At 63.5% G+C, this 12,055-nt stretch carries 13 protein-coding genes; 5 read left to right on the top strand and 8 right to left on the bottom strand.

Annotation, left to right across the window (positions count from 1 at the left end):
- The first annotated feature begins 20 nt into the window (after positions 1-20).
- On the top strand, positions 21-431 hold the full coding sequence (locus R2823_01210) for a peptidylprolyl isomerase (protein MEZ5174811.1): 411 nt from the start codon (positions 21-23) through the stop codon (positions 429-431).
- A 13-nt stretch (positions 432-444) separates the two neighbouring features.
- Here R2823_01210 and R2823_01205 read toward each other — a convergent pair whose 3' ends face one another.
- The 3 genes from R2823_01205 to R2823_01195 all read right to left on the bottom strand — a co-directional run bounded on the left by R2823_01205 (position 445) and on the right by R2823_01195 (position 5,026).
- Positions 445-2,238 carry an ABC transporter ATP-binding protein gene (locus R2823_01205; GenBank protein MEZ5174810.1) on the bottom strand — a complete coding sequence of 598 codons (1,794 nt, stop codon included), beginning with the start codon at positions 2,236-2,238 and terminating at the stop codon, positions 445-447.
- Positions 2,235-3,986 (bottom strand): ABC transporter ATP-binding protein, encoded by a 1,752-nt coding sequence (locus R2823_01200; GenBank protein MEZ5174809.1) that lies wholly within the window; start codon positions 3,984-3,986, stop codon positions 2,235-2,237. Before R2823_01200 ends, R2823_01205 begins: the two co-directional genes overlap by 4 nt.
- A gap of 230 nt (positions 3,987-4,216) precedes the next feature.
- Positions 4,217-5,026, bottom strand: coding sequence for a type II CAAX endopeptidase family protein (locus R2823_01195; protein MEZ5174808.1), 810 nt, complete (start codon positions 5,024-5,026; stop codon positions 4,217-4,219).
- Between the two features lie 139 nt (positions 5,027-5,165).
- Between R2823_01195 and R2823_01190 the strand changes: the two genes are divergently transcribed.
- Positions 5,166-5,744 carry a hypothetical protein gene (locus R2823_01190; GenBank protein ID MEZ5174807.1) on the top strand — a complete coding sequence of 193 codons (579 nt, stop codon included), beginning with the start codon at positions 5,166-5,168 and terminating at the stop codon, positions 5,742-5,744.
- Here the strand turns inward: R2823_01190 and R2823_01185 are convergent.
- The 5 genes from R2823_01185 to R2823_01165 are packed head-to-tail and all read right to left on the bottom strand — an operon-like array spanning position 5,737 to position 10,179.
- Positions 5,737-6,435 (bottom strand): hypothetical protein, encoded by a 699-nt coding sequence (locus R2823_01185; GenBank protein MEZ5174806.1) that lies wholly within the window; start codon positions 6,433-6,435, stop codon positions 5,737-5,739. The two genes, R2823_01190 and R2823_01185, sit on opposite strands and share 8 nt — an antisense overlap.
- A gap of 9 nt (positions 6,436-6,444) precedes the next feature.
- The gene (locus R2823_01180) at positions 6,445-7,341 is read right to left on the bottom strand and encodes an alpha/beta hydrolase (protein MEZ5174805.1); all 897 of its coding nucleotides are present in this window, start codon (positions 7,339-7,341) and stop codon (positions 6,445-6,447) included.
- On the bottom strand, positions 7,334-9,013 hold the full coding sequence (locus R2823_01175) for an aminotransferase class V-fold PLP-dependent enzyme (GenBank protein MEZ5174804.1): 1,680 nt from the start codon (positions 9,011-9,013) through the stop codon (positions 7,334-7,336). Before R2823_01175 ends, R2823_01180 begins: the two co-directional genes overlap by 8 nt.
- A gap of 49 nt (positions 9,014-9,062) precedes the next feature.
- The gene (locus tag R2823_01170; protein MEZ5174803.1) at positions 9,063-9,656 is read right to left on the bottom strand and encodes an MGMT family protein; all 594 of its coding nucleotides are present in this window, start codon (positions 9,654-9,656) and stop codon (positions 9,063-9,065) included.
- A complete protein-coding gene (locus R2823_01165; protein ID MEZ5174802.1) occupies positions 9,646-10,179 on the bottom strand; it encodes an RNA polymerase sigma factor in 534 nt (177 codons plus the stop codon). Before R2823_01165 ends, R2823_01170 begins: the two co-directional genes overlap by 11 nt.
- Before the next feature lie 205 nt (positions 10,180-10,384).
- On the opposite strand from R2823_01165, the gene R2823_01160 reads away from it, so the two are divergent.
- From R2823_01160 to R2823_01150, 3 genes are read left to right on the top strand one after another with little or no spacing between them, the layout of a single operon-like run.
- The gene (locus tag R2823_01160; GenBank protein ID MEZ5174801.1) at positions 10,385-11,299 is read left to right on the top strand and encodes an EamA family transporter; all 915 of its coding nucleotides are present in this window, start codon (positions 10,385-10,387) and stop codon (positions 11,297-11,299) included.
- 40 nt (positions 11,300-11,339) lie between these two features.
- Entirely contained in the window at positions 11,340-11,501 is a 162-nt protein-coding gene (locus tag R2823_01155; GenBank protein ID MEZ5174800.1) for a hypothetical protein, read from the top strand.
- Positions 11,501-12,055, top strand: a complete 555-nt coding sequence (locus R2823_01150) for a hypothetical protein (protein MEZ5174799.1) — start codon at positions 11,501-11,503, stop codon at positions 12,053-12,055. Before R2823_01155 ends, R2823_01150 begins: the two co-directional genes overlap by 1 nt.

Genomic DNA, 12,055 nt, shown 5'->3' with positions numbered 1-12,055 from the left:
ATGCGTCAAGCCTCAGCGTCATGAACGGTGACACTGTGGAGGTTCACTATGTGCTGACGCTCACCGATGGGTCTTCAGTCGACTCCTCTCGCGAACGCAGTGTGCCGTTTTCGTTCACGGTCGGGTCCGGTGATGTGATACGCGGTTTCGACGCCGCCGTGATGGGACTCTCGGTCGGGGATGTGCGGACGGTCGAGATCCAGCCCGCCGATGCCTACGGGGAATGGGACGAGGATCGTGTGCTTGAGCTCCCCATCGCCGCGGGCCAGGAGGATGTCGCGGTCGGGGATGTGGTCTATCTGAACACCGGTCAACCGGTGACGGTTGTGGAGGTGAGCGACGAGACGGTCAAGGTCGACGCGAACCACGAACTCGCAGGCAAGACACTCGTCTTCGAGATCGAGGTGCTCGGTATCACGCGGCCCGGGTGATACCGGCGTGAGGTCAACGCCGTTCGTCACCCACCGCTGCTCCCTCCCAGATGGCCCGGAATGTCTCCGACGATTCCTTGAGCTCTGCGGCCGTTCCGGTGGCCGCCACACGCCCGTCTTCCATGACGAGCACCCGATCGGCTCGGCTCAGCGCCGCCTGGCGATGCGATACGACCAGCGTGGCGACTTCGGCTCGTGCGTCGAACAGCCGTTCCCACAGCTGCTGTTCCGTTTCGACATCGAGCGCGCTCGAGACATCGTCGAGAACGAGCAACTGCGGTTGCCTGATGAGCATCCTCGCGGTTGCCGCTCGTTGAAGCTGACCACCCGAGAGGCGAACGCCTCGCGGTCCGATCATCGTCTCGAGACCTTCCGGCATGAGGTCAATGTCGCGGGTGAGGGTGGCAATGAACACCGACTCGTCGACGACCTCATCGTCGATGGGATCACCGAGTACGAGGTTGTCACGAAGCGACATCGAGAACAGGCGGGGCACCTGGGGCGTGTAGGCAACCCGCGGCGGCGTCATGACCGCTGGCGGATCATCGAGGATCCGTCCGTTCCACGAAATCGTCCCCCCGGATGCGGGGAGAAGCCCGAGCAGGGTTCGGATCAGCGTCGTCTTTCCTGAACCGATCCGACCCGTTACAACGATGAACTCACCGGGGCCAACGGCGAGATCGACGCCCTCGATCCCGGCGCCACTGCCGTTGTAGTGATAGGTGAGACCCCGCACCTCAAGACCCTCGAAGGCCGGGGGAATCCCCTGACGGTCCGGGAGCGGAAGAGGCTGCCCGTCGAGATGGAGTTCGGTCGGCTCGAAGAGCCGCTGCCACGGCGCGCCACGCAGCGTGTCAGCCAAGCGGTCGAAGCTCACAGCGCCCTGCTTCGTCCTCGCGACGAACATGCCGGAGAAGTATGCCGCCTCCGTAACGAGTCCGAGCAGGAACACCAAGAGTGCGAAATCCCCGATGGAGATGCCCGCAGTTCCGCCACGCGCCAACCTCCCCGCCGCGAGAAGCAGGATCAGCCCGGTACCGATGTTCACCGTATTCCTGAACACGGCTTCGAGGACCGCAGTCAGCGTACGGTCCCGCACCATCATGGTCCTGCGCTCATCGTTGAGCAGCCGGAACCGTGCGAGCATGTTGGATTCGGCAGCCGCAACCTTCACGGCTTGTGTCGCCGCGAAGGTCTCACCGAGGAAGCCCGTGATCGCCTCAGTGGTCTCCCGGGCCCGGACTCGATAGCGCCGAACGATCGAACTGGTACGGTTTGAAACCACACCGACCGCGATCACCGGCACAAGGATCACCACGGTGATGACCGGATCGATCGTGAGAAGGATGAGGATCGAGAGTGCTGCTGCGATCCCCGACCCGACGATGTCGACGGAGAGATCGAACGGAAGGATGATGTGTTCCACATCATCACGGAACCGGCTCACGATCTCGCCTGGGGTGTCGTCAAGTGGTTCGGCGCCCGGCAGCTCGTAGATGCGTTCGAGCAGGTTCCGCCGGACGAGGGCCGAGCCCCGGAACAGCAACGATCCGTGATTGCGCATCCCGACGAGGATGAAGACCGAGCGCCCAACGGCGTAGCCGAGCGTCGCGAGGATGACGCCAGCGACCGTTCCGATCTCGATGTCGGGACCGAGCTCGTCGAAGAAGCGCGCCGTGATCAGCCCCACAAGGATGGGCATCGTCCAAATCGAGATCCACAGGAACTGCGCCCACGCGTACCTGAGCGGCTGCTGCCGGATGAGTGCCCACAGCGCCTTCCGATACGGTGGTGTGCGTCCGTTCACGCGAGGGCCTCCTCCATGCCGGTCGCGAGGAGTCGAGAGAACACCGAGTGCTCGTCGGCCATCAGGTGCTGGCGTTCCCCGGCCTCGATGACTTTCCCGTCGTCGAGGATCACGATGTCGTCGGCGCGGGTGATGGTCGACAACCGGTGCGCGATGATGATTGCCGTACGCCCCGTCAGCAGGTGATCCACTGCCCGTTCGAGGAGGGCCTCGGTGGCAGGATCGAGACGCGACGACGCCTCGTCGAGGACGACAAGGCCCGGATCCCGCAGGAAGACGCGGGTGAAGGCGAGAAGCTGCGCCTGGCCGGCCGAGAGGCCACCGCTTCCGCTTTCAAGCATCATGTCGAGACCGTTTGGCAACGATGCCAGCCACGGGTCGAGCTCGAGGCGTGTGAGGACCTCCATGAGCTCTTGATCGGAGACCGATCGGTCGAAGAAGGTCAGGTTGTCGCGTACCGATGCCCGGAACAGCTGCACATCCTGGGTCACCATCGCAACCCGCCTTCTGAGGATTGAAGGTTCGATGTCCCATGTCGGCTTCTGGTCGATTCGCACGACACCGTGTTGGGGTTCGTGCAGGCGAGTGACCAATCTCGCAACGGTCGACTTGCCCGAGCCGGTTCGTCCAAGGAGACCGACGACGCGCCCTTGCCGAATCGTGAAAGACACATCATCGAGCACGATCTCGTCCCCCGCCTCGTCGTCGTAGCGGAAGGTGACCGATTCGAAACGCACCTCGAGTGCTCCCGATGGCAAGCCGATCGACGCTCGCTGGACGAGCTTCGACCGGCGCGCGAAGAGGGCCTCGACGCGCGTGATGGAGGCTCCGGCCTTCTGGAGGTCGATGAGTTCCTCGCGGATCTGCTCGATGGGCTGGTGGGACATCTGGACATACTGGAATACCAGGTACACGGATCCGATGGTCAGTGTGCCGACACCCAACAGCCATGCGCCGAGCGCGTAGACGACCACGAGCGAGAAGAAGTAGAGCCCCATCGAGGTGATCCACATGATCGACCAGCCGGTCCAGCCGAGAACGACCTGGGGAAGCCATCGGCGTTGGATGGAATCAAACCGCCCGACCATGAACCCGGTTGCACCGTTTGCCTCGATGTCTTCGGTCCCGTCGACCTGCTCACCGACGAACCCGTACATCTCCGCGCTGGTTGCCCGAATGGCTCGCTGCCAAGGAACGGTGACGCCATGGAGCCGGATCATGCCGAGCATCGCAAGGACGGTGAACACGGTGATTGAGAGACCGACGATCCAGGACTCGACCCACAACAGCACAAGGATGCCACCGAGGAGTGCGGCATTGCCGACGACCTTGATCATCATCGACGAGAAGAAGTTCGAAAGGGCGGTGACATCCCCGTCGACTCGTTCGATGAGTTCTCCGGGACTCGATCCTTTGTGGAACCCCATGTCGAGATGCAGCAGGTGATCCATCAGGTCGCATCTCAGCTCGTTGGTTGCGGACCATCCGATCTGTTCGGCAAGGTAGGTCGCCCACACGATCAGGAGCTGGTGCACCACAGCGATCACCATGAACGCCACAGCGAGCGGAACGAGCGATCCGACGGCAGCGCCTGCGATCGCCTCGTCGATGAACCGCGCGATGAGCTGGGGGTTCACCAGCTGGAGCCCGATGGTGAGCAACAGCAGGATCCCAAGCGCGGCCGCGCGGCCGCGGTAGGGCCGCAGGTATCGGGCGAACAAGCGAAAGTAGGCGGTGATCGGGATCATGGGTTCCTCATGGATTCATCGAAGCGAGGCACGCGGCATGGAAGAGGTCCATGCGGGTGGGTGCAGATCGGTCGGCCGTTCAGCTGAAACGCGCGCGCCCGAAAGCTGGGGATGATGGAGTCGGCGAGATGAGCCTCGGCATCGATCCTCCTCGGGTCGCGTTGAGCAGTCCCTTCGGCACCGCGGCTTGGCAGGATCGCAAGTCGTGCTCGCGATGTCAAGCGCTTGTGCTACAGGGCATGGACGACGATCAGGGCGCCAAGCATGGCGACGGAGTTGGTGCCGATGTGGGCAAGGATCGACGCGAGGGTCGAGTTGGCGTACAGGCGCACGAACAGAAACCCGATCCCTGCGGCTGCCGTCCCGGCGATTGCGCCGGTGATGGCCACTGTCGATCCGATCCATCCGGTGAACAGTGCTCCGGCAGGATTGGAATCAATGGTGTCGAGGGTGGGCAGGATGTGCCAGAAGCCGAAGAGAACGGAAGTGATGATGCCCGCAACGAGCGGTGTGTGGCGACGAACCAGCATTCCGAACATGATGCCTCGGAAGAGGATTTCCTCGTATAGAGCGGTTGCGATCGGGATGCGCACCAGTGCCTGGAACAGGACATAGCCGACCGATGACTCAACGATCGTTTCGTCCATGAACAGCTCCCGGGTCGCAGGGATCGCGATCCCGACTGCGATCCCGATCGCGACGACTCCGATGATGAACCCGCCGGCGATCGCGCCGCGCCTGAGACGGTCCCGCCGCAGGCCGAGTGTTGTCCATGTGGTGCCAGCTCGACGCGAGATCACGAGTGCGATCCCGAGGATCCCTAGTTGGAACGGGATGTGCCACACGCGGTCGAGAATCTCGTTTGACACGATGTTGGCGTACAACGCAAGCCCATAGATGGCCGCGAGGTGGAAGATGTGCGCTCGGTGCGGCTCGGGGGGTTTGCGAAGCCACATCGACGGTCGCCACATCGCGTCCCAATCGGCGAGGGGCCACGACCATGCGAAGTGCTTCCCGGTCGCGGAGAGGTCCTTTGGCATGTTCGGGAGGGTACTTCGTGGGCGTCGCCGCTGGGCTTGACCCGACCGTAGCTGTCGGTCACTCGGCGGGACGGTCTCGACCAACCGAAGCACCTCGGTCCTTGCGGATTCGGTGCGTGCAGCGGGGTAGTCTGGCCGCATGTCGCTCCTGTATGCGTTCAAGCAGTCCGTGCTCGAGCTTGGCCGCGGGGAGGCCAAATCGAAGGCGAGGCCGCTGACGGTCGGCGACGAGACACTCGACCGTTCCGCCTCAGGGCTCGATCGGCGGGCAAGCGAACGCTCGGTGATGTTCTGGCTCCTCTCGGATCGAGCGATGTTTCTCGTCGTCGGATCCGATCCGGATGACTATGCGTTCAGGATCCCGTACGAGTCCATCGACGAGATGAGCCTCGACTACGACGACACGACGAGCTTCCTTCCGTGGTACATCCGGGTGTCGATCCTTCCCGAGGATTCGGGCACGATCACGTGCATCGAGGAGGGGACCATTCCGGGTCAGCCGCTCGCCGTTCCACCGCCGGTCGAGGTCACAGGCGAGGAGCGTCGTATGTTTGCTCGGGGCGAGATCGTCCCACTTGCGGGTTTCGTGGCGTGCCCGAAGCGGTTCCGGACGGCCTTGGCACGACGAATGGAATTGGCGGGACGCCCGCTGTCGATCACCGGAGACGAGCTGGCGGAACGCAGGTCACGCGCAACACGCCGCGACCGCGCTAGCTGATCGTTTCGTCGAGTTCGGCGGGGACAATATCGTCGCTGCCGCAGGCTCGGCACCGCAGGCCAAGCTCGGATGGCTCCGAACCCACGATGTGCCTCGTGCCCGTTAGGAGGTGCGTCCCGCAATCCCTGCAGAACTGCGCTGTACGGAAGTGGGTCGTCCCGCAGTTCGAGCATTCCTCCCAGTCGTCGGGGTTCGTACCCGCCGCTTGACTTGTCGACTCTTCGGGTTCGACCGGTCGCGGACGCCGGTCCGACCAGAAGTCGATTCCGATCTCGGCAGGTCCCACGCGCTCGGGCTGCTTGGGGGCGAAAGGAGGGTCTGGTGGCGTTGCGGGTGCAAGCGAACGCGCATGGCTGGTCTCGGCGTGAGCGACCCCCCATGCATCGAAGGAATACAGGGCAATGCCCTGGGTCTCTGCGACCGAGATCGCTCCGGGCGTGAACCCCGAAGCCGAGAAGATCGCGAGCTTCTTGTGCTCAACGGCGGTCCGCAAGATGGCAAGCACGGCGCGTTGGCCCGCTGGGGTCTGCGACCACCGGACCCGTGCAATCGTGTGCTCGGTCTCGAGCTGGACGGACCCATGCGCAGGCTCACTGATGTTGGTCGGGGGCTCCCCCTTGTGGTCGAACCACAAGAACGCGGCTTGGTAGGCCTCTTCGAGGCTGAGCTGATCCGTTGAAGCCTTCGCCATGGCCGCAGTCTATGTCCGGTCGTTCGGTCGCGCGAATGGAATCGAGTGATCCCAGTCCGCGAGGAGCGTCCGGAGGGCAGCGACGAAGGCAAGCGGCTGATCGAGCATCAGGTGGTGATGGGCCTCGGGGATCTCGATCACGGGGGAAACCCGCCCCATCAGGTCATACATGTATTCGGCGACATCGTGCGGGACGATCGTCGAATATGCACCCGTGAACAGGGCGATCCGGCACGCTGCCGTGCTGAGCTGGTCCCTCAGTGGCACAACATTCCCACGGAACAGCTTCGGGTCGAACTTCCATGTCCATCCCGCCGGGGTCTCGTGGAGCGAGTGCCGTGCAATGTGATCGACGATGAAGCGATTCTCACACGGCTGAGCCGGGATCAGACGGAAGTGCTCCAGCGCCTCGTCGAGCGTCTCGTACACGCCGGGCGAGCGGAAGGCGCGACCCGCGGCCGCCTCGTCTTCTTCGGGGGACGGTGCCCTGACCGGCGTGTCGACAATCACGGCGCCCGCCAGTGCGTCACCGTGTGCCGAGGCCACCTGGATCGTCACCATGCCTCCGAGGCTGTGACCAACCACCACGGGTGGCCCGGGGAACCCTGCATCGTCGGCGACGCCGAGGATCTCGGCAGCCCATGTCGGATGCCCGTAACGATCACGCCATCCGGAGTCGCCGTGTCCGGACAGGTCGAGAGCCACCGCATGCCAGTCGGTAGAGAAGAACGGGGCAATGAAGGACCACCACTCGGCATGGGCTGCACCACCGTGGACGAGGACGAGTCCCGGCTTGCCTTTCGTGCCCCACGACAGATAGCGGATACCGGCACCGTCAACAGGTACGGTGTGCGTCTCGGGGACGACGGCGACGGCATCGCGGAACCAGGAGGGTGTGTCAGCCACCGGTGCGCACCTCGTTCGGGAGGAGAAACCACCGAAGATCGTTGAACGATGCCGTTGCGTTCACATCGTCCTGAGCCGGCCCATCCCCCGGATTGAGTCCTTCGAGCAAGCTCCGGGCTTCGGCCAGATAGTCGCCGAGGCGTTCCTCGCCGATGATTTCGGGATCGATGTCGTATTCCATCCGACCGTTGGCATAGGAGACGCCGTCGAGCGACAAAGGCGTCTCTCCCTTGCCGTCCACATGTGTCCAGGTCGCCGAACCAGGATCGAACCGGTACCAGGGCAGAAGCTTCCACCCATGGGTCGCCACGAGGTTGACGGCGTCGATGATGAACTCGACGACTGTGTCGGAAAGGAAGTAGTTGAAGTTGACCCTGATCCAGCCCGGTTTGATCCCCTCACATCCGAGCGCGATCTCGTGGGAGAGATGACGGGACCGTTCGGTGTCGATGCCCAAGAGCGCGTGTCCGTATGGGCCCGCACAGGAGCAGCCACCCCGTGATTGGATCCCGAACAGGTCGTTGAGCAGCGAGACGACGAAGTTGTGGTGGAGATACTGCCCTTCGTGTCGCACGACGAACGAAACGATCGAGAGCCGATCAGCGGCAGCATTCCCGAGGATCTCGATGTTGGGGTTCTCCCTCCAGGCTGAGATCGCCCTTCCGATCAGGTCGTCTTCGATGGCGCGGATTCGCTCCGTGCCGACGGCTTCTTTGAGTTGGAAGACGAGCCCCGCGCGGATGGATTCGACGATCGCTGGGGTTCCACCCTCTTCGCGGTGTTCGATGTCGGTGAGGTACTCGTGCTCATTGGCGTTGACGAATCGAACGGTGCCCCCGCCCGGGAGGCCCGGCACGGCATTGGTGAACAGCGCCTTGCGTGCGATGAGCAACCCGGGGGTACCGGGCCCGCCGATCAGCTTGTGGGTGGAGATGAAGATGGCGTCCTTGTAGGCGTCAGGCTCGTCTTCCATGGTCATGTCGATCGACACATACGGCGCCGCGGCGGCGAAATCCCAAAACGAGAGTGCACCGTACCTGTGGAGCAACCGAGCAATGTTGGCGGTGTCAGAGATGATGCCGGTCACATTGGATGCTGCTGAGAACGATCCGATCCTGAGGGGGCGTTGCTGGTACCGGACGAGTTCGGCCTCGAGGTGCTCAAGATCGATGTGTCCGTCGCGATCCTCGCCGATCTTGACGACTTCGGCGACTGATTCGCGCCATGGGAGCTCGTTGGAATGATGTTCGAACGGCCCGATGAATACGACCGGCCGCTCGCGGTCGGGAATCTGATCCGAGAAGTGGTACCGAGCGTCGAGACGATCAGGGAGCGAGAGTCCGAGGACCCGGATCATCCGATCGATCGCTCCGGTACAACCGGAGCCAACGAAAAGAACCGCATGCTCATCGGTCGCGTGCACGCACCGCCTGATGATCTCGCGGGCATCCTCGCGGAATCGTGAGGTCTGGCGCCCCGTCCCCGACGATTCGGTATGGGTGTTCGCGTACAAGGGCAGCACCACTTCGGCGATGTAGCGTTCGATGAATGACAACGAACGCCCTGAGGCGGTGTAGTCCGCGTAGGTGACCCGGCGCGGTCCGAAAGGCCCGGGGACTGCATGGTCGGTTCCGATGACCGAGTCCCGGATCGTGTCGATGAGGTCTGTCACCGGGTCATCGTACCGGTGTCGGGCGTCGGGCCATCCAATGGCGGCAGGGTCAGTGCAGGAGTGCCCCTTCACGAATGAGCAGGTCGCGCTTGCGTTGCGCACCGAAGGCATAGCTCCCAACCGAGCCGTCGGCTCGCACGACCCGATGGCACGGTACGAGGAGCGGGATGGGGTTTCGAGCAAGTGCGGTCCCGACAGCTCGCGCCGCCGCTGGCTTGTCGATCCGCACGGCGATCCATTGGTACGGTTTCACCTCACCGGCCGGAATGGTCGAGCAGGCCGCAAGCACGCGCTGTTGGAAGGGCCGAACACCGGACAGGTCGATCGGGACATCGTTGGCATTGCCGGTGTCGAGTGCCTTGACGACCGCGTCGCCGAGGTCAGCTGGCAGAGCATCTCGCTCGAAGGCGGTCCGACGGTGCGACCTGCTGAAGTCCTCGAAGGACTTCGAAGCGAACACGGGCGACAGTGCCGTGACTCCACGGACGCTCCATGCGATCCACACGGGGCCGACGGGGCTGTCTGCGAGAGCTGCCTCATCGGCCGCACCGACGCCGACGACGGTCTCCGGAAAGAGCGCATCCGGGGGCACAGATCTCAGTGCTCGCAGCTCCTGTTCGAGGTCTCGTAGGTCATCGGGCAAGGTACACCTCCGTTTGCATCGTTGCGCGGAGCCGATCGAGGGCTCGCGAGATATCAGATTTGACGGTGCCGACCGGCCGTCCCGTGATCTCGGCAATCTCGGCGAGGGGCAGGTCGAGCACATAGCGCAAAACGATCGCCTCCCGTTGGCCCGAGTTGAGGGACGCGAGGCGCCGGTTCCATGCATCCGAGTCGAAGATCGCGGGCGATTGGTCGCCCGCGCCGTCGCTCTCGACGAGCTCGACCTCGATCATCTTTGCCCTTGCCCGATTCCGGCACAGGTTGAGGGCGATCGTCCACAGCCACGGCCGGAGTTGCAGGCTGCGGATCCGTCCTTCCTCATAGGACCGAAGCGCCCGGTACGCGCGAACGAAGGTGTCCTGGGCGACATCTTCTGCGTCTTCTGCTCGGTTGGTCAAGCGCCGTGCTCCCGAGTAGATGCCGCGTTGATGCTCCGCCACGAGCGCAGTGAAACCATTGTCGAAGTCATCGACGAGGGCACGCAGAATCAGGCGATCATCCATGGGCGGTGCGGCGCTCATACAAGGAAGAACCCGCGTCGGGTCCGAAAGGTTGCATCTGATGGGCCCGACCGGCTGTGTTCTCGCACGATGGTGATGTCACAGGCCGGCGAATACGGCAGGCTGCCGAGCGCATAGGGCGGCCGATGGTTACTCCTCGATCAGGGTATCGAGCCTACAACGGGGGCCCGCCGATAGCATCGCCGGAGTGTCAAGCTCGATCGGCGACTCACGCGGGTACAGGGGAGCGGTGCTCGCGCTCTCGGCTGCCGTCATGTTCGGCATCGCCGATGTCGTCGCGGGGGGTGTGTTCGACATGGTGTCTCCCGGTCGGGTCGCCCAGGTTCGTTCTGTGATTGCGGTAGTGGTACTTGCCCCGTTCGCGTGGCGTGCCGGCGTGCTGCGGCCGACCCGGGGGCTCTGGAAACTCGCGGTGCTCGGGGCGAACCTCGCCGCGGTGATGTTCGTGTTCTACCTTGCGATCGATCTTCTCGGCGTTGGTCCCGCCGCAACGATCCACTTCCTCGGGCCAACGCTTGTCCTTGTCTGGTTCGTTGTTGTTCGACGAACGAGGGTCCCGCCAATTGTCTGGTCGGCCGCGATCGTGTCGGTGCTCGGAGTCGGGTTCGTCACCGAAGCATGGTCTCTCGGGCCGTCTGACCTGCCGGGGGTGCTCGTGGGTCTGCTCGCCGCCTCGGCGTTCGCAAGCTATCTCCTTGTCGGTGAGTGGGTCTCCGGTCAGTTCGATCCACGGCATGTCAGTGTGTGGGGGTTCGCGTTCGCGTCGGTGTTGTGGGTGGTTGTTCTACCGGTGTGGGCATTTCCAACTGATCTTCCCGCGGCTGGTTGGCGTGATCTCCTCGTGATCGGGGTCGTCGGGACCGCGGTTCCGTTCCTGCTGGAATTCGGAGCGTTGCGAGTGCTCCGTTCGAGCATCGTTGGGGTGATAGCGACCGCGGAACCGGTCGTCGCCGCCGTGGGGGCTCAGATCATTCTCGGCCAGGACCTCACCACGATCCAGTGGATCGGCGTGATCCTCGTGGTCTTGGCCGTTGCGACGGTTCAGTTGGGGATCGCAAGGGGCTCGAGACGCGAGACCGCACGCCCACCCGGAGGGCCTTGAGGGGTGTTCTGAGCCATCGGATCTCTGGTACCTTCGGAGCGTGAAGCGCCCCACGACGATGATCGCCCCCGTCGGTGCACCGCATTGTGCCGCGTCGTTCGGTCTCCTGTCGGCACAGCGGAGAGCACCCGAGCAGCGCCTCGGGGCCGGAGGGTGCCGCACTGTCGGAGCGATGGAACGACTCTCGGGGGGCACCGCCTGATGGCTGTGGATCTCGCTTCCACCGTGACCTACCTCAAGGATCACGCCATGGAACATGGGTTCCATGTACACGATGAGCGGCATTTCGTCGAGACCTACACGCTGCGCCAGGCATGGGAGATCGATGTTCATCCCGCGCAGGCGTGTGCGGGGCCGCTCGATTTGCACATCTCCCTCGATGTCGAGCCTCGACTTCTCCTGAAATTCGAGGATTTGCTCGCCGAAGTTGAAGATGTTCCCGAAGACGCCGCGGGAGACTTCACGGTCATCTTCTACTTCAACTGGTCGCTGCCCCCGATGACCCGCCAACCAGACTTGATCATGCTCTCGGCCGAACTGGCAGGAATCGGCGGCATCGATCTTCCGATCGAGATCAACTCGGTGCAGTCCATGGGCGCTCTCGACGAGCGAACGGACAACCGCCTGTCGGTGATCGGCAAGGTGGAGCGGTCACTCGTCGATGTGATGTTCACACAGGACACGCTCTGTGATGTCCTCGACCGCGTGCACGATGTCAGCATGCACCTCGTCGAGAACATCGAGCAGTGGGAGTGA

Source organism: Acidimicrobiia bacterium, assembly GCA_041393965.1.
Classification (GTDB): Bacteria; Actinomycetota; Acidimicrobiia; order Spongiisociales; family UBA5794; genus UBA5794.
This window is presented reverse-complemented; position numbering and strand designations above follow the sequence as displayed.

What these genes read in the sequence shown, in the direction of transcription:
- R2823_01195 (MEZ5174808.1), bottom strand. Translation starts at nt 5,026, where the DNA reads ATGCCAAAGGACCTCTCCGCGACCGGGAAGCACTTCGCATGGTCGTGG.
- R2823_01150 (MEZ5174799.1), top strand. Translation starts at nt 11,501, where the DNA reads ATGGCTGTGGATCTCGCTTCCACCGTGACCTACCTCAAGGATCACGCC.
- R2823_01190 (MEZ5174807.1), top strand. Translation starts at nt 5,166, where the DNA reads ATGTCGCTCCTGTATGCGTTCAAGCAGTCCGTGCTCGAGCTTGGCCGC.
- R2823_01210 (MEZ5174811.1), top strand. Translation starts at nt 21, where the DNA reads ATGAACGGTGACACTGTGGAGGTTCACTATGTGCTGACGCTCACCGAT.
- R2823_01200 (MEZ5174809.1), bottom strand. Translation starts at nt 3,986, where the DNA reads ATGATCCCGATCACCGCCTACTTTCGCTTGTTCGCCCGATACCTGCGG.
- R2823_01185 (MEZ5174806.1), bottom strand. Translation starts at nt 6,435, where the DNA reads ATGGCGAAGGCTTCAACGGATCAGCTCAGCCTCGAAGAGGCCTACCAA.
- R2823_01165 (MEZ5174802.1), bottom strand. Translation starts at nt 10,179, where the DNA reads ATGGATGATCGCCTGATTCTGCGTGCCCTCGTCGATGACTTCGACAAT.